Source organism: Corynebacterium sp. CCUG 69979 (assembly GCF_024454095.1).
Lineage (GTDB): Bacteria > Actinomycetota > Actinomycetes > Mycobacteriales > Mycobacteriaceae > Corynebacterium > Corynebacterium genitalium.
The window spans coordinates 44,099-60,889 of record NZ_JAGPZA010000013.1; the positions used below are offsets into that span (position 1 = coordinate 44,099).

The window sequence follows — 16,791 nt, forward strand, 5'->3', positions numbered from 1 at the left end:
GCCATGGACGACATGATTTACAACTCCGTGCTGGCCGTCGCGGCCGCGTTCCTTGTCGCCGGGTTCTTCATCACCACCTGGCGCCTCGTGGTCGGCCCCAACTCGCTCGACCGGGTCATCGCCATGGACGGCGTTGTCGCCTCACTCCAGTGCGCGGTGGCCACCTACATCTGCTGGACCCTCGATACGACCGTGGTCAATGCGATGTTCGTCGTCGCCCTGTTAGGCTTCATCGGCTCCCTGTCGGTGGCCCGCTTCCGCAAGAGGGACGGTGCGCTCTAATGACCTGGGAATTCATCTCCGACGTCCTGTCGCTCATCTTCATCAGCTTCGGCGCCCTGCAGGTCTTCTTCGCCTCCGTCGGCATCGCCCGCTTCGGCAACACCCTCGCCCGCATTCACGCTGTCACCAAACCCCAGACCGTGGGGCTGGTGCTGGTGATCATCGGCGTCATCTTCCGCCTCACCGGCTCCGACAGCTTCGGGCCCGGCCAGCGCGGCGACATCGGAATGCTCTTCCTCCTGCTTCTCTTCGCCCTCATGACAAACCCGGTCACGGCGCAGCGCCTCGGCCGCGTCTCCCGCCGCGAAGCCCTCTACGGCGGCGACGACCAGATCGCCGTCAACGAGAACCCCGCGAAGTACTAGCCGCGCAGCTCAGCAACCGTGGCGTCGACCACGTCGCGCCAGTCCCCCGTCCGCTCGTAGATCGCGCGCTGACGCTGATACGCCGCGCCCTGCTCGATGATCCCCGGCACCAGATTCAGCTCATCAACGCACCCCAAACGCTGCGCCACCGGCTGGAGCTCCTCGACCATGTCATACAGCTCATCGGTGACGAGGCGCTCATCCGTCGCACGACTCGTGATCACCTCGGCCTCCAGGCCATAACGAGCGCCCCTCCATTTGTTTTCTGCGACGTGCCAGGGTTGGAGGGTGGGCAGGTCGCGGCCGTCGTCAAGCATGGCGTCGTAGTGCATCACCAGACAGTGAGTGAGCGCGACAACCGCTGCGAGCTCGCGGAGGGTTGGCGACGCGTCCGAAATCCGCACCTCGATGGTGCCCCACTTCGCCGCCGGGCGAACGTCGAAATGCATTGAGCCGGTGTGCGACGTGACGCCCGAGGTGGTCTGGTCGCGCATGAACTGCACCCACTCCGACCAATTTTGGAACTGGTACGGCATGCCCGCGGTGGGGAGCTGCTGGTACAGCATCGTGCGGTTCGACGCGTACCCCGTGTCCAGGCCCTCCCACGCCGGGCTCGCCGCGCTAACCGCCAGCAAATGCGGGTACTTCGTCATGATCGCGTTGATGATCGGCCACACCCGCTCCTCATGCCGAATGCCCACGTGAACGTGCGTACCCCACAGCAACATCTGCTGGCCCCAGTACTGCGTGCGGTTAATGATCTCCTGGTACGTCGGCTTATCCCCCACCGCCTGCTCGCGGAAATCCGAGAACGGGTGGCCGCCGCTCGCCCACAACTGCAAGTTCTTCTCGTCCGTGACGGCCTGAATCTTGTCCTTCGTCGCGCGAAGATACTCGATCGCCTCCGCCGTATTGCGGCACACCGGGGTGACCAGCTCGACCGTGTTCTGCAGAAACTCCTTCTCCAGGTGCACATCCGGCCAGCGATCGTCCACCGCCTGGATCACCTCCGGGCCCCGCGCCACCAGGTCGCGGGTGGCCGGATCAATCACACCAATCTCCCACTCCACGCCCAACGACGGGCCCTCCGAGCGGTTGAAATCGCGGAACGGGTCCATAACGGAGTGGGCGGCGGGGTTGTGCGTGGGGTTCGCGTTGCTCGCGGTGTTCGCGTTGGGCTGCATTGTTTCTGAATACGTCATGCGGGGCGGTTTTACAATTTTAATATCGCCTTCTGGCGGATTTCAGCAGCATTTTCCCAGGTCGGATCTTAGCGAACTCAGTAGAAGGCGATACTAAAACGACAAAACCGGCCTTTCGTGCGGTCGGGTGCCGCCACAAGGCCGGTTTTCGTGAACTTTGTCGGCTAGAGGTTCACCGGGCCGGTCAGAACCAGCGTCAGGGAACCAGGGTTGTTCGCTTCGCTCGGCACGGTCGGGTCGTTCGCCTTAGCGACGCCCCCAACCCGGTCCGCCAGCACCCGCGCCCGCTCCTCCGCACCCGGGGTAGCCGGGTCGAAGAAGACGGTGTTCTGCTCGAAGACGGCCTGCTGCTCACCAATGTTGCCGACCTCGCCGACCTGCACACCCTGCCCCTTGAGCTGGTCAGACACCTCGGCCGCGAGGTTCGGGACGGTGGAGTTGTTGTAGACGTTGATCGTCTCGTTCTCAGCCGTCATCGCCTGGCCGCTGGCCGCCGGCGCAGCGCCTTCCGGAGTGCGGTTGTCGGCCTGGTTGGTCTGGGCGCTCTCATTACTCGCGTTCTGCCGGCTGTCGTTCTGCGCAGCTGGATCCAGCTCGTTGCCGTCGTGGCCGCTCTGCACGTTCGAGCTGTTCTGGCCGTTCGCGTTCTGCACCTGCTCCGGGGTCTGCTCCTGCGCGACGTCGCCGGAATTGTCCTTCTGCATCATCGCGTAGAGGCCCCACAGTCCGAGCAGCGCGGCAACGGCAATCAGGATCATCGCGAGGCCACGCTTAGGCACACTACCTGCGGCGACAGCGGAGCTACCTGCCCTTTCGCTTCTCGACGCCCGCACCGCCGGCACCATCACCGTCCGATCGTCATACGCGTCCTCGTACTGGTCGACGTACTCGTCAGCAGCGTAACCGTCTGCGTACTCTGCCTCCGGGTACTCTGCCTCGGCGTACTCGCCGTCGGAGTAATCATCGACGTAATCGCGGCTGCCGTATCCGCGGTCGCTATAAACGGTGTCGCCGTAAGTAGCGTCACGGGTGTGGAGGTCACCGCTGGTGTACGCGCTCGCACCCGCTACACCAACGGTGCCAGCAGCGCCAGCCGCGCTTACTGCTCCAGCCGAGGCGCCGAAGTCATAATCGTCCTCGTCGCGGCGGCGGTGCCTACCGCCCGAAGATGCGCGCTCAGCCGGAGTAGCCGGCGCGTCCGGTTCTAGAGGGGTGTCGTAGTACTCCTCGTAGGCTTCGCCGAAGGAGCCGTCGGAAATTTCGTCGTACCGGTCGGAGTAAAGGTTCGACGAACGATCGAAGGTGCCAGGTTTACCAGAGTTCACATTAGTCACAGCAGTCACCCTAGTTGTCTCTTTTGTCTCGAAAGGTTTGCGACGCGCCGACTCTTTCAATGCGCTTTGCAGAAAAGTTGACAAACCCGATTTTCGCCTAGAACCGAAACAGCTGGTGAGCGAGTTTTGGTGTCATACAGGCACCTCGAGCTCGTCAACTTTTCCGCAACACACTGCCACTGAAACCCCGAACGCAGCTCAGACACAGTGTAGAATGCGTTCCCCGTAGGCGCTTGTGCAAAAGATGACGAACTCGATGTCGCTCTGGAAATATCACTGCAGGTAAGAGCATTTTCAGGCAGCAAACCGAAATCGGGTTTGTAAACTTTTGCAGCGCGAACTGCGAGGGCTGGCCAGGCGAGCTCGCCAGCGCGGGCCAGCCAAGACCACCACACCAGCCCGGCCCACCAGCCAGGCCCGCGAACCCCTACCCTGCGTCGCGGCCGAGGGCGCGGGCGTCGCGCAGCCTCTGGAGTCTGCGGATGAGTTGGGGGTTGTGGGAGAGGGCGGTGGGGTCGTCGATAAGCGTGTTGAGCTTTTGGTAGTACCTGAACGGCGACATGCCCAGCTCAACCCGGATGGCTTCTTCGCGCGCGCCGAGGCTGCGGGGCGCGCGGTCCGCGAAGTCGAGGATGGTCAGGTCGGTGGGGTCCATGCGCGAAACTATACTGGTCGCCATGATCCGACCGATTGTCATACACGGTGACCCCGTCCTGCACGCGCCGACCGAGCCTGTCACTGAGCCGGTCGCGGAGCTCAAAGAGCTCATCGCCGACATGCACGAGACGATGGACGCGGCCAACGGCGTGGGGCTGGCCGCGAATCAGATCGGCGTGAATAAGCGCTTGTTCGTGTACCACTGCCCAGATGGCGATACGATGCGCCGCGGCACGGTGATCAATCCGGTGCTGGAGACCAGCGATATCCCGAAGACGATGCCAAAGGATGACGGCGAAGACGACGAAGGTTGCCTTTCCGTCCCCGGCGAGTCCTTCCCGACGGCGCGCGCCGAGTGGGCGAAGGTCACCGGCCTCGACGAGAACGGCGACCCAGTCGAGGTCGAGGGCACCGGTTTCTTCGCGCGCTGCCTGCAGCATGAGGTCGGCCACCTGGACGGGTACGTGTACCTGGACGTTCTCACCGGCCGGTACAAGCGCGAGGCGAAGCGCGCGGTGAAGGCGAACGGGTGGACTGAGGCCGGCAACACGTGGCTGCCGGGCACCGACGAGGACCCGTTCGGGCACTAGAAGAGCACTAGTGTTCCGCGCTGAACCCCTCTCCCCGGGCGACCGGGTGGTGGTGCGCCGCCGCTTCGGCAACCACGCCACGGACGTCATCGGCCACATCGAGGCGCTCGACCCGCTGGTCATCCGCCCGCAGAAAGTCGGCGGGCTGCCGTCCGAGGCGGAAGCGCTGACCATCCCGGCCGAGGACATCCTGGTCCTCCGCCGCCTCAGCCCGCGCCGCATCCGCAATTCCGACATCCGCGCCGTCGAAACCGCGTACGCCCGCGCGTTCCCCGGCCAAGAGCGCATGCTTATCGACGGCTGGCTCACCCGCTCCGGTTCCTCCATCGCCGAACGCTCCAACTCGGCAACCCCGATCGGGCATTCGGCTGGTTTTCAACCGGTTCCGCTCGCCGAGATCACTGCGTTCTATGCCGAGCGGGGGATGCCGGTGCAGTTGTTGATTCCGGAGCGCATCGGCAAGCCGGCGGCCGACTTGGTCGCACGTGAACAGGGTGCGGGTGGTGCGGGCTGGGAGCTCGGGCCGGAGATCATCACGATGACGCGTGAGCTCGCCGGCGAAGACGGGGAGACCGAGCCCGGCGCGCTCGCCAGCGAGTTCACGTTCCGCATCGACACCCAGCCCTCCGACGACTGGCTGTCGATGTACCACTTCCGCGGCCAGCCGTTGCCGCCGGAAGCCCTGGCAGAGTTGCGTGACGGGATTGAGGGGGAGATGGGGTTCGGCTCCCTCCTCGACACGCAGGCCAACGTCATCGCGGTCACCCGCGGCACGATCACCGAGTCTGATGACGGCTGCGCCTGGCTCGGTTACTCTGCGGTCGAAGTCGCGCCGGAGTACCGCAGGCGCGGGCTGGGCACACTGCTGGGTGGGCGCATGCTCGAGTGGGGTGCGCGGCGCGGGGCCGACGCGGCGTACCTCCAGGTCCTGGCGTCCAACGACGCGGGCATCGGCCTTTACGACAAGCTGGGCTTCACCGAGCACCACCGCCACCGCTACGCCCGGCTAGGGTAGATCGCATGCGAGTAGCTACATGGAACATCAACTCGGTACGTACCCGGGTCGACCGGGCCGTCGCCTTTCTGGAGCGCAACGATGTCGACGTCCTGGCCATGCAGGAAACGAAGTGCTCCGACGACAAGTTCCCCTACTCGGCGTTTGAGGCCGCAGGGTACGAGGTCGCGCACGTCGGCTACCACCAGTGGAACGGTGTGGCGATCATCTCCCGCGTCGGGCTCGAGAACGTGCGCGACGGGTTCGACGGCCAGCCAGGCTTCAACAAGGAACCCGACGCCCCGCAGGACCGCGAGGCCCGCGCCGTCGCCGCGACCTGCGGCGGCGTCGAAGTGTGGAGCCTCTACGTCCCCAACGGCCGCGAGATCGGCGACCGCCACTACGACTACAAACTCGAGTTCCTCTGGCGCCTCGCCGAGCAGATCGACCCCTCCACACCCCAGGTCTTCTGCGGCGACTACAACATCGCCCCGACCGACAAAGACGTCTGGGACCGCGCCTTCTTCGAGGGAAAAACCCACGTCACCGAGCCGGAGCGCGCCGCCTTCGAAGCCCTGCTCGAGGCCGGCCTGAACCAAGCCACCCACCCCGAGCCCTACTCCTACTGGGATTACAAGGGCATGCGCTTCCAAAAAGGCGAGGGGATGCTCATTGATTTCCAGTTGTCGGGGTTGGAGGGGGCTGGATTCGTCGATACGCATGAGCGTGAGGGCAAGGGCGCGAGCGACCACGCACCCGTCGTCGTGGATTACGACCTGACGCGGCTGCAGTTGGATGAGGTCCGATGAGCCTCGCCACGTGGCAACTCATACTGATGGTGATTGACTACACCATTAAATTCGCCGTCATCGGCGTCATCCCGGAAAACCGCAAACCGTCCAGCGCGAACGCGTGGCTGCTGGTCATCCTGCTCATTCCGTTCCTCGGGCTGCCGATTTATTTCTTCCTCGGCTCGACATTTCTGTCGCGGCGGCGTCACCGCATTCAGCGGGAGGCCAACGCGATGCTTAACGACGTCCACACCTCCTTCCCCGACTACCCCTCCGCCGCATCAGTATCCGGCGAGGTGGCGACGATGGCCCACCTCAACCGGACCTTGACGGGCTTCCCAGCGCTGGACGGCCACGTCAAGCACCTCTGGTCCGACTATTCGGCGACAATGCGACGGTTGGCCTCGACGATCGACGGGGCGACCTCGCACGTGCACGTCGAGATTTATGCCATGGCCTGGGACAAGACGACCGGGCAAGTGTGGGAGGCGATGGAGCGGGCAGTCGCGCGCGGCGTGAAAGTCCGGGTTCTGTTCGACCACATCGGCTCCTGGAAGTACCCCGACTTCCGCACATTCAAACGGCGGATGACGGAGGCTGGGATCGAGTGGCACATGATGCTGCCGCTGCAGCCGCTGCGCGGCAAATTCCGCCGGCCGGACCTGCGCAACCACCGCAAACTCATGGTCATTGATGATGAGGTCGCGTTCATGGGGTCGTTCAACCTCATCGACCGGACGTACCTCATGCCCGGCCACGTCAAGCACGGCCGCCAATGGGTCGATGCGTTTGTGGAGCTCACCGGGCCGATCGTCGCCTCGCTCGAGTCCATGTTCGCCGTCGATTGGTACACCGAAGCCGGCGAGATCCTCGAGATCTCCGCCCCGCACGACCCGGACCCCGCCACCCTCGAAGACCAGAACGTCCTCCAGCTCATCCCCTCCGGCCCCGGTTACACCACCGAGCCGAACCTGCGGATGTTCAACACCTTGATCCACCACGCCCGCCACCGGCTCATTCTCTGCTCCCCCTACTTCGTGCCCGACGATTCCATGCTCGAAGCCATCACGACCGCCTGCTACCGCGGCGTGCGCGTCGACCTCCTCGTCGGCGAGAAAGCCGACCAGTTCATGGTCAACCACGCTCAATCCGCCTACTACCAGCAGCTTCTGGAAGCCGGCGTGCACATCTGGCAGTTCCCCGCCCCCTACGTGCTGCACACCAAGTTCGCCATCGCGGACCCCGTCGCGCTGACCTATCCGGACGCAGGCGAGCCAAAGCCAGGCACTGCCCGGGCGGGGGATGTTGCCAAAACCCCTACAGAATCGGCTGACCTGCCGCGCGGCGCATCGGTCGAAGCTCACGCCGCTACGAGTGGGGCCGACCATGCGGGGCATGAGGGGGGTGCTGGGTCGGAGGCGTCGACAAGCGGAAATGCGCAACGGGCGCCCGACGCCGCGCACCTGAACGAGATCGCGATCATGGGCTCGTCCAACATGGACATGCGCTCGTTCTCGCTGAACTACGAAAACAGCCTGTTCATCCTGCAAGGGCCGCTGATCACCGACCTGTGCGACCTCGCGTCGGCGTACCTGTCCGTGTCGCGGCAGCTCACGCTCGACGAGTGGAAGAAGCGGCCCTGGTCGCGCAGGTACATCGACAACGTGATGAAGCTGACGTCCGCGCTGCAATAGACGCCTAAGCAACCTGCGCAAGAGCACGGCGCACCTCCGCGATGAAACCGGCGGGATCCTCCTCAATCTCCGATGGCTTATAGCGCAAGAACCGATAGCCGAGCCGCTCGATCCGCTTCTGGCGAGTGCGTTCACGCTCCGTTGCTGTGACCGGATCGTCTTTGTACTTCACGTCGCCATCCACCTCGACAATGAGCCACTCACCGATGAGTAAATCCACGCTATAGGGGCCGAGGACCTGCGCCTGCGGAGTCAGCGGGCCGATGCCCGCCTGGATGAGAAGGGCGCGGGCGAAACTCTCGCCAGCGGATTGGGAATTGTTGATCGCATGCTCCAGACTGTCCCGAGCGATGCAAATGCCGCGGCAGGGGCTGGCGTCGACAAGCTTGTCCATTAACTCGACGCTCTCGAAACCATTCGCAAGTAGGTAGTCCGCTGCGACCAAGCCGGCCTCAAAACCCTGAGTGCACGCGATATCGAGCCAGGTAGAAACTGGGTCCAGAAGGTCGACGCCCAGAAGCGTGACAATGCCATCCGGGCTGGTCTTGACTTTCCGGAACACACTGCCACGCGGCCACTGCTTTCGGGGAGGGAGTGCCCCACTGCGCGTCGCCAACTCCACCCGCGCTCGGCTGTTCTGCAGCAACCATATGCCGTGGAGGGCGGCAGCGGACTCGCCAATCAAGTACGACGAGCGGGCCGACTGCCCCACAGCCAAAGCGAAAAGAATGCGGCGCTGATGCTCCTTGAGGTTCACCAGTTTCTGGGTTTGAACCGCCCGGCGGCTTGCAAGGCGGTAGAGATCGCCCGAATCGAAACGAGCTTGCAGCGCGGGCGGGGTCTTGTGACCGATGGGTATGAGGAGCTGGTTGAGCATGGGCAAGTCTGCGTGCATACCGCTACGGTGCACCGAATCCAGCCGGCCGTCTATCGCGTGCTCCCCGCTCTGTGGAGAACCACTGTTTGATGACGTGTCACTACTGACCTGTGGATAGATTCGGGGTGGAGTTCCCAGTTGTGCGCACTGCGGTGAGCGAAGGGGTTGACAGTGGCGGGTTCTATTGGGTGCGGGCGACGTGGCGGCGGTGAGATCCCGAGGGTCTCCGACGGAATACATTTTTAGTATCGCCTTCTAGTGAATTTCTACCGCGTTTCCGCAGGTCGGATTTCTTCGAACTTGGTGAAGGGCGATACTAAAAATGTAGAAGCGGGGCTACCGGCCCGATTGAACCGGAAAACAGACGCGAGCCGGGCCCCAGGTACTCAAAGAAGAAAGGCCGGCCCCGTCTGGGACCGGCCTTGCGAGCGCTCAGCGCTTCAGCGAGAGTGCTAAGCGTCGCGCTTCTCCAGCAGGATCAGCCCGATCACGTAGAGGACAACCGCCCATACTGCGAAGAGCACGAACGACTGCCACAACGGAAGGGCACCTGCCGTGTCGAGCGGGTCCGGGCCCGGGTTGTTCATGTTCGCCGTGAAGAACTGCAAGTTCATGAATGGGGCGTAGGTCTGGATGTTGCGGCCGACCCTCGGGATCATGGCCAGCGCCGGCTCCAGCACGAGCTGCCAACCAAGGTAGATGGCCAGCGCGCCGGCGGTGGCGCGGACGATCCAGCCAATGCCCTGGACGAGCATGACCGCCATGAACGTGGTGAGCGGGATGACCCACAGCGACCGGCGGACGAAGGGGTTGTCCCACCACTCGATCGGGTTGGCGGCGATGAGGTCGCCGACAATGAAGCACAGCAAGATCGCCACCACGGAGAAGATCGCTGCGAAAATGCCGTACACGAGCAGCTTCGCCAGGCCGACCTGCCATCGCTGCGGCGTCAGTGTGTAGTTCGTCGAGTTCACCTTGAACCGGTACTCGGTGGTGACCACCATGATGGCCTGGATCAACAGCGTCATCAGGCCGAAGGAATTGAATCCCATGATGGCAGAAGCGCCGCCATATGTCGGGCTGTCGGGGTTGTCCAGGCTGGCCATGAGCACAGCCCAAGCAATCGAGAACAACAGCGCCAAACCAGAGGTCCACCAGAAAGAAGCGGTGGTGCGGAGCTTTGTCCACTCCGAAAGCATGGTCTTAAGCACGGTGGCTACCTCCTCTACGGGTACGGTCCTGCGGCTCACCCGGCGCAGGCTGCGAGGGCCGCGCAGGTGCAGCACCAACACCAGGCGCAGCACCAGCACCAGCACCAGGCACGGCACCACGATCCGGCGCACCAGCGCCAACACTCGGCGAACCAACACCCGGCGCACCAGCGCCAGCACCCTGCGGCACAACCGCCCCCGGCGCCGCCTGGTACTCGACAGAACCTTCAGTGCGGCGGATGTAGGCGTCCTCGAGGGAAGCGCGGCGCTCGGTGAGCTCGGTGACCATCACGCCGACGGAGAAGGCCAGCTGGCCCATCTCCTCCGACGACCGGCCGGGGATCTCCAGCACGGGGCGGCCATCGGGGTCGGCGGCCTGGTGGAACTCGACGCCCTCGCTGCTTAGGGCGGCGGAGAACTCGGCCAGGTGCGGGGAGCGGATGACGGTGGTGACGGCGGAGTTCTCCTTGATGAAGTCGTTCACGGAACCGGAGGCGACCAGCCGCCCCTTACCGATCACCACGAGCCGGTCGGCTGTCTGCGCCATTTCGGCCAGCAGGTGCGAGGACACGAGCACGGTGCGCCCTTCGGCGGCGAAGCGGCGCAGCAGTTCGCGCACCCAGCGGATGCCTTCGGGGTCGAGGCCGTTGACGGGCTCGTCAAGAATGAGGTACTCGGGGTCGCCGAGCATCGCCGCCGCGATGCCGAGGCGCTGCCCCATACCCAGCGAGAACCCGCCGGCTTTCTTCCCGGCGACGCTGGTCAGACCGACAAGATCAAGCACTTCGTCGACACGGGAGGCCGGAATCCCGGACGCCTGCGCCTGCCACAGCAGCGAGTTGCGCGCCGAGCGGTTCGGGTGGATCGCCTTCGCATCCAGCAAGGCGCCGACCTTGCGCAGGGGGTCGCGGAGGGAGCGGTAGGGGGAGCCGTCGATAAGCGCGGTGCCTGACGTCGGCTCATCCAGGCCGAGGATCATCCGCATTGTGGTGGATTTACCTGCGCCGTTCGGCCCGAGGAAGCCGGTGACCACCCCCGGTTCGACTGCGAATGTGAGGTCGTCGACCGCACGGACCTGACCGTACTCTTTAGTCAGGTGAGAGACTTCAATCATGCGCTTTAGCGTGCCATAGAAGCACGCTTAACGACGACTCGAACCCCGCATGAAGCGGAAACTGACGGATTTCATTCAGCGGAACCCAACGCAACTCCATAGATTCCGCGTTGGGCTCGAGGGGAATCGGTCCGCCGGTGGTCGTGTGGGCCAGCACGGTCGTGTAAGTCCAGCCGGGGTCTTCGCCGGCGGTGACGATGGCTTGCTCGACCTCGATGAGCGAGGTGTCCACGCCGCACTCCTCCACCGTTTCGCGCAGCGCTGCCTCTTCGACGGTCTCGTGGGAGTCGCGGGCGCCGCCGGGCAGGGCCCACGTACCGCCGTCGGCAACCCAGTGCGCACGGTGTTGCAGCAGCACCGCGTCCCCGGCGCGGAGGAACAGGCCCGCCGCGCCGTGCTTGCCCCACACCGGCTTACCGCCGGGGCCGTCAACCCATCCGTTTCCGTCGCCTTCCATGTGGGCCAGTGTAACCAGATGCCACCAGTGTGGTTGCCGCCGTGGGGGCGTGCGGGGCGCTATTCTGGGGCAATGGCGGTACGGGAGCGTTCAGAGGAGGCAGCGGAGTTCGCTGCCGACGCTGACGTCGCGCTGCCCGATAACGCCGACAACGGCGAGAAGACCGGGAAACGGAGACTTCCCCGTTTCACTCCCCGCAAGAGCCGCAAAGCCCCGGTACTGCCGGAGCAGAACGAGGACGCCTGGCTGGACTCACTGGAGGAGGCCCCGCAGCGCACCGGGTTCAGCGGCTTCCGGGACAAGATCTACGACTCGTTCGGCGGCACCGGCCGCTGGGTCGTGGAAGCGTGGGGGTTCCTGCTCACCACGCTGGGCCGCCTGATCGCGATGATGGTGGCGCTGACTCTCCTGCTGCTAGGCACCGGTTACCTGATGAGCCAGTCGAGCGCGAACCGCGAATCCGCACTCGACGGGATGCTCACCGCCACGGAGCCGATGAGCAATTCGGCGCACATCCTCTACACCAGCCTGAGCCAGGCGGACACGCTGGCCACCACGTCGTTCGTACAGCCCGGCTTGCAGGACGCGGAATCGCACCGCGAGTACATGGCGGCGATCGATGAGGCAGTCATCGCGGCGGACGATGTGCTGCGCGGCAGCGTGGAAACGCGTGTCGACGACAGCACCGAAGTCCAAAACCACGTCCGCGAAATCCAGCGCCTCCTCCCCCAATACACCGGCCTGATGGAGCGCGCCCAGGCGAACCAGCGCACCGGCAACCCGCTCGGCGTGGCGTACATGACGCAGGCAAGCACGATGATGCGCGAGGAAATGCTGGTCAGCGCCGAGGAAATTCTGCAGCTCACCCGCGCGCAGCTTGGCGGCGAGATGAAGCGTTTGTCCACGCCGCAGTTCGGGCCGCTGTCCGGCCTCCTCATCGCTGTGCTCGCGCTGCTGGCTGCGCAGTGTGCGCTGTGGCGGATGTTCCGCCGCCGCCTCAACCGCGGTTTCCTCGTCGCCACGGCGTTCCTGCTGATTGCAGTAGTGTGGGTCGGCGTGTCCAACATCGCCGCGTGGCACGCCGGCACACGCGAGTTCGAAGCCGCGGCCGGCCCGTTCGAGCAGCTCACCGGCGCGCGCATCTCCGCCCAGGAGACGCGCACGAACGAGACGTTGACCCTTTTGACTCGCCGCTCCTCGGAAGGTTCGCCTCTGGCGGCGACCGTCGAAGAGGTCCGCGCCGCGCTCGACGCGATCGAGAATGAGGACAACGCCGGCGAGGTCGACACAGCCCGCACCGCGCTGAGCGAGTGGCGCCGGGCCCACACCCGGATGATGAACGCGTTGCAGTCGGGTGATTATGAGCGGGCGGTGGACATTGCGGCGTCGACAAGCGATGAGGACAGTGCCGCGAGCGCTTTTTCGCTTCTCGACGACTCCCTGACCGACCTCATCTCCTCCTCCCGCGAAGATCTCCGCGCGGACATCAATGACGGCCTGTCTGCCTCGCGCGCCGTGGCGCCGGGTGTGATGCTGCTCGTGTTCGCGGCTGTGATCGCGATGTGGTTCGGAATCCGTCCACGGATGCAGGAGTACATGTGATGGGCGCGCGGAAGGTCTTCAGTGTCTCGGTGCTCGCCGCGCTGGGCGCGCTCACTGCGTGCACCCCTGCTCCCCCACCGCCTCCGCTGCCGGCGCCCGACACGGTTCATGATGACGTTCCGCTGCCGCCCGGCGCGGACATCGACATCCCTGGCCTTGAGCCGGAGTCGGCGACAACGACCTTCGAGTGGGAGGGCTCGCTGCGTCCGGATGACAAGAAACCGGAGGAGCGTGTGCCGGACATCGTCAAGCGCGGCCGCCTCATCGTGGGTGTGGACCAATCGCAGTACCTGCTCAGCTTCCGCGACAACGCCACCGGTGAGTTGCGCGGCTTCGAAGTCGACTTGGCACGCGAGATCGCCCGCGACATCTTCGGCGACCCCGACAAAGTCGACTTCCGTTTCGTGGAATCCACCATGCGTACCGAAGCTCTGCAAAGCGGGCAGGTGGATGTGGTAATCCGCACGATGTCGATCACGCGCGAGCGGGCGGAGAAGGTGGATTTTTCGGTGCCGTACCTGGATTCGTCCGTACGCATGCTCGTGCCCGCGGCCTCCGGGATCGAGTCCGTGGAGGATGTCGGCGATGAGCGCGTGTGCGTTGCCGACGGTTCCAACGTGGTCGACATGGCGCGCAGCACCTTCCCCAAACAGGAGGTTCTGCGCACGCGCACGTGGACCGACTGCCTCATGGCGATGCAGCAGTTCCAGGCCGGGTTCATTCTTGGCGACGAAACCATCCTCGCCGGCGCCGCCGCCCAAGACCCGCTGACCACGGTCACCGGTGAGGCTGTGGCGGAGCAGCAGTACGCCATCGGCATCCCCAAGGGCTACGACGGGCTGACCCGCCAGGTCAATTCCACGTTAGAGCGCGTGCGTGACGACGGTACCTGGAACCGCATCTTCGACGACTGGCTCGGCCCCCATATCGCCAGCCGGTCCGCCCCCGCTCTGCGATACCGCCCGGAGGACCCCACCGAGCCGGACGCACCGGCTGACACGGAGGTTGAGAATGACTGACGCACCCGAGCCGACCGAGCGCTCCGAGCACCCCGAGCCGCTTTCCCCCGCCAAAACCCACGCGGTGAAATTCGACCCGTCCGCTGACGGCCCGGGCACAGAAGACCGCGATCCGGATGACGCCGAAAGCACCAGCGCCGTCGCCTTCGACCCCTTCGCCGACGACGATGATGCTGATGATGACGAGTGGGGAGATGACTTCGACCCCTACTCCGGCACCGGCGAGTTCGAGGGCATTCTCAAGGACTTGGACAAGCTGCGCAGCGGCGACAGCGGGGCGACCGGCCCGACCACCGGCCCCGGCACGGACCCGGCCACCGCAGCAGCTACGGCCGCCGCTTCCGGTCCGAGTTTCACCGGCTCATCCAGCACCGGCCCGGCCGGTCTCACGAATGCGCAGCTGCAGGAGCTGCAGAAGAGCACGTCGGAAAGGTCGCGCAGGCAAGCGCTGGAGACGTTCATGGAGCGCCGCGCGACAAAGCGCAAGGGCCGCACAGTGGCCGACGGCATGGTGGAGCTGCCGTGGATCCCGCCGACGGACCCGAAGGATGCGATCAAGGATCCGACGAACGCCGTGGTGAACAAGGGCATCCCGGAACCGCAGCTGCACCCCGGCGATGTCGTGGCCGGCCAATACGAGATCCAGGGTGTGATCGCCCACGGCGGCATGGGCTGGATTTACTTGGCGCAGGACCACCACGTCGCCGGCCGCGTGGTGGTGCTCAAGGGCATGCAGGCGGAAAAGAGCGTCGACGAGACGGCTGCTGCCGCGGCGGAGCGCGAATTCCTGGCAGACATCACGCACCCGGGGATTGTGAAGATTTTCAACTTTATCGACGATCCGCGTGTTTCCGGTGGGTTCATTGTGATGGAGTTTGTGGGTGGGCCGTCGTTACGCGAAAGACGCAATGAGCAGCGCAATCACCTCCTCCCCATCGACCTGGCAATCGCGTACATCCTGGAGGTGCTCCCCGCGCTGGGGTACCTGCACGCGCGCGGGGTGGTGTACAACGACCTGAAGCCGGACAACATCATTGTGGCCGAGGACCAGGTGAAACTGATTGATCTGGGCGCGGTCAGCGGCATCGGGGCGTACGGCTACATCTACGGGACGAAGGGCTACCAGGCGCCGGAGGTCGCGAGCCAGGGCCCGAGCATCACCAGCGATATTTACACCATTGGCCGCACGCTCGCCGCACTCATTTTGGACCTGCCGAAGGAAAACGGCGTGCTCACGATGGAGCTGCCCACGCCCACGCAATCACCGACGCTGCGCCGCCACATTTCGCTCTACCGACTGCTCGTGCGCTGCTGCGACCCCGACCCAGCGCAACGTTTCTCCAGCGTGGGTGAGCTCCAAGTCCAGCTCCTCGGGGTGTTGCGCGAGGTGCTCGCCGTGCGCGACGGCCTCTACTTCCCGCAGCAGCATTCGCTGTTCTCGCCGCAACGTACGACATTCGGCACCAAGCACCTGGTCTTCCGGACCGATCAGCTTATCGACGGCATCGACCGCACCGCCGAAATCACCCCGTCCGAAGTCGTATCCGCGCTGCCCACGCCCCTGATTGACCGCAGCGATGTCGGTGCGGGCATGCTCACCGGTTCCTCCTACGCCGAGCCGCAGGAAACCCTGGAGACGCTGCGCCAAGCAATGCAGACCCCGGAGTACGAGCACTCCGCCGAGATTCCCTTCGGTGTCGTCCGCGCGATGCTCGACTTGGGGCTGACCACGCAAGCGCGCCACTGGCTCTCCCAACTCAACGAGCGGCTCCGCGAAGACTGGCGTTTCCACTGGTACAGCGGCGTCACTGAACTCGTCCACGGCGACTTCGTGGCAGCGCAGCGCGATTTCGCGCAAGTCCTCGACATCGTGCCGGGCGAGGCCGCGCCCAAACTCGCGCTCGCAGCCGTCGATGAGCTGTTATTGCAGGAAGCTGGCCTGCAACAGCAGCAGCTTATCGACGCCACCTTGTCCCGCCACCTCGCCTCCATCCGATCCGACTTAGGCGAGTTGCCGAACTCCTACTTTGTCCGGCTGGAGAAGGATGGCGACATCACGCCGAACTGGTCGCACATCTCGCAAAAACCGGAGACGCTGCGACTCAATGCAATGCGCCTGTACGCCCTGGTGTGGGCGGCGAACCAGACCACTGTGTCGTCCGCGTTCGGGCTGGCACGCCAGCTCATCTTCGAGGGTGAGGTAGAGATGGCCGTGGCAGCCCTGGATAAGGTGCCGATGTCCTCGCGCCACCACCGCATGGCCAAATTGACCACCATTTTGTACCTGGTCAGCGGGGACCTGACCGAGTCGCGCATTCGCCGCGCGGCCCGGCGCTTGGAGGAGATCCCGACCAACGAACCGCGGCTGTTGCAGATCAAGATCGCTGTACTGCGCGCCGGCCTGACTTACCTCATCGAGCAGGACGTCCTCGAGGCGGCATCGCGCAACCAATTGTTCGAATATGACTTCACCATCCACGGCCTCCGCCGCGGCCTTGCCATCACCCTGCGAGAGCAAGCCCGGCGCGCACCGTTTGCCCGCCACCGGTATGCACTGGTGGACACGGCGAACCAGGTGCGGCCGGCAACCTGGTTCTAGCCG

General features: G+C 64.8%; 16 protein-coding genes. 9 read left to right on the forward strand and 7 right to left on the reverse strand.

Translation table 11 applies throughout. The features are described 5' to 3' along the window. The first annotated feature begins 3 nt into the window (after positions 1 to 3). Positions 4 to 282 (forward strand): monovalent cation/H+ antiporter complex subunit F, encoded by a 279-nt coding sequence (locus KBX18_RS08390; protein WP_255995625.1) that lies wholly within the window; start codon positions 4 to 6, stop codon positions 280 to 282. After that, positions 282 to 647, forward strand: coding sequence for a monovalent cation/H(+) antiporter subunit G (locus tag KBX18_RS08395; RefSeq protein ID WP_005288420.1), 366 nt, complete (start codon positions 282 to 284; stop codon positions 645 to 647). Before KBX18_RS08390 ends, KBX18_RS08395 begins: the two co-directional genes overlap by 1 nt. Here the strand turns inward: KBX18_RS08395 and KBX18_RS08400 are convergent. The 3 genes from KBX18_RS08400 to KBX18_RS08410 all read right to left on the reverse strand — a co-directional run bounded on the left by KBX18_RS08400 (position 644) and on the right by KBX18_RS08410 (position 3,838). Further along, complete coding sequence (locus KBX18_RS08400; RefSeq protein WP_255995647.1) at positions 644 to 1,765, reverse strand: glutamate--cysteine ligase; 1,122 nt, start codon at positions 1,763 to 1,765, stop codon at positions 644 to 646. The two genes, KBX18_RS08395 and KBX18_RS08400, sit on opposite strands and share 4 nt — an antisense overlap. A gap of 248 nt (positions 1,766 to 2,013) precedes the next feature. Then, on the reverse strand, positions 2,014 to 3,183 hold the full coding sequence (locus KBX18_RS11900) for a LytR C-terminal domain-containing protein (RefSeq protein ID WP_255995626.1): 1,170 nt from the start codon (positions 3,181 to 3,183) through the stop codon (positions 2,014 to 2,016). A 427-nt stretch (positions 3,184 to 3,610) separates the two neighbouring features. Further along, positions 3,611 to 3,838, reverse strand: coding sequence for a DUF3263 domain-containing protein (locus tag KBX18_RS08410; RefSeq protein WP_005288412.1), 228 nt, complete (start codon positions 3,836 to 3,838; stop codon positions 3,611 to 3,613). Positions 3,839 to 3,860: 22 nt separating this feature from the next. On the opposite strand from KBX18_RS08410, the gene KBX18_RS08415 reads away from it, so the two are divergent. The 4 genes from KBX18_RS08415 to KBX18_RS08430 are packed head-to-tail and all read left to right on the forward strand — an operon-like array spanning position 3,861 to position 7,909. Beyond that, positions 3,861 to 4,430 (forward strand): peptide deformylase, encoded by a 570-nt coding sequence (locus KBX18_RS08415; RefSeq protein ID WP_255995627.1) that lies wholly within the window; start codon positions 3,861 to 3,863, stop codon positions 4,428 to 4,430. Positions 4,431 to 4,440: 10 nt separating this feature from the next. Then, positions 4,441 to 5,445 (forward strand): GNAT family N-acetyltransferase, encoded by a 1,005-nt coding sequence (locus KBX18_RS08420; RefSeq protein WP_255995628.1) that lies wholly within the window; start codon positions 4,441 to 4,443, stop codon positions 5,443 to 5,445. A gap of 5 nt (positions 5,446 to 5,450) precedes the next feature. Next, the gene (locus KBX18_RS08425) at positions 5,451 to 6,233 is read left to right on the forward strand and encodes an exodeoxyribonuclease III (RefSeq protein WP_255995629.1); all 783 of its coding nucleotides are present in this window, start codon (positions 5,451 to 5,453) and stop codon (positions 6,231 to 6,233) included. Then, positions 6,230 to 7,909 carry a phospholipase D-like domain-containing protein gene (locus tag KBX18_RS08430; RefSeq protein ID WP_255995630.1) on the forward strand — a complete coding sequence of 560 codons (1,680 nt, stop codon included), beginning with the start codon at positions 6,230 to 6,232 and terminating at the stop codon, positions 7,907 to 7,909. Before KBX18_RS08425 ends, KBX18_RS08430 begins: the two co-directional genes overlap by 4 nt. Before the next feature lie 4 nt (positions 7,910 to 7,913). Here KBX18_RS08430 and KBX18_RS08435 read toward each other — a convergent pair whose 3' ends face one another. The 4 genes from KBX18_RS08435 to KBX18_RS08450 all read right to left on the reverse strand — a co-directional run bounded on the left by KBX18_RS08435 (position 7,914) and on the right by KBX18_RS08450 (position 11,568). Further along, a complete protein-coding gene (locus KBX18_RS08435; RefSeq protein ID WP_255995631.1) occupies positions 7,914 to 8,804 on the reverse strand; it encodes an endonuclease domain-containing protein in 891 nt (296 codons plus the stop codon). A gap of 434 nt (positions 8,805 to 9,238) precedes the next feature. After that, complete coding sequence (locus KBX18_RS08440; RefSeq protein WP_255995632.1) at positions 9,239 to 9,997, reverse strand: ABC transporter permease; 759 nt, start codon at positions 9,995 to 9,997, stop codon at positions 9,239 to 9,241. Continuing rightward, positions 9,990 to 11,111 (reverse strand): ABC transporter ATP-binding protein, encoded by a 1,122-nt coding sequence (locus KBX18_RS08445; RefSeq protein WP_255995633.1) that lies wholly within the window; start codon positions 11,109 to 11,111, stop codon positions 9,990 to 9,992. Before KBX18_RS08445 ends, KBX18_RS08440 begins: the two co-directional genes overlap by 8 nt. Further along, positions 11,104 to 11,568, reverse strand: a complete 465-nt coding sequence (locus tag KBX18_RS08450) for an NUDIX domain-containing protein (protein WP_255995634.1) — start codon at positions 11,566 to 11,568, stop codon at positions 11,104 to 11,106. Before KBX18_RS08450 ends, KBX18_RS08445 begins: the two co-directional genes overlap by 8 nt. A 72-nt stretch (positions 11,569 to 11,640) precedes the next feature. On the opposite strand from KBX18_RS08450, the gene KBX18_RS08455 reads away from it, so the two are divergent. From KBX18_RS08455 to KBX18_RS08465, 3 genes are read left to right on the forward strand one after another with little or no spacing between them, the layout of a single operon-like run. Then, positions 11,641 to 13,170 (forward strand): hypothetical protein, encoded by a 1,530-nt coding sequence (locus KBX18_RS08455; RefSeq protein WP_255995635.1) that lies wholly within the window; start codon positions 11,641 to 11,643, stop codon positions 13,168 to 13,170. Further along, positions 13,170 to 14,189 (forward strand): glutamate ABC transporter substrate-binding protein, encoded by a 1,020-nt coding sequence (locus KBX18_RS08460; protein ID WP_255995636.1) that lies wholly within the window; start codon positions 13,170 to 13,172, stop codon positions 14,187 to 14,189. The genes KBX18_RS08455 and KBX18_RS08460 overlap by 1 nt, the downstream gene beginning before the upstream one ends. Next, positions 14,182 to 16,788, forward strand: a complete 2,607-nt coding sequence (locus KBX18_RS08465) for a serine/threonine protein kinase (RefSeq protein ID WP_255995637.1) — start codon at positions 14,182 to 14,184, stop codon at positions 16,786 to 16,788. The genes KBX18_RS08460 and KBX18_RS08465 overlap by 8 nt, the downstream gene beginning before the upstream one ends. Positions 16,789 to 16,791 lie beyond the last annotated feature (3 nt).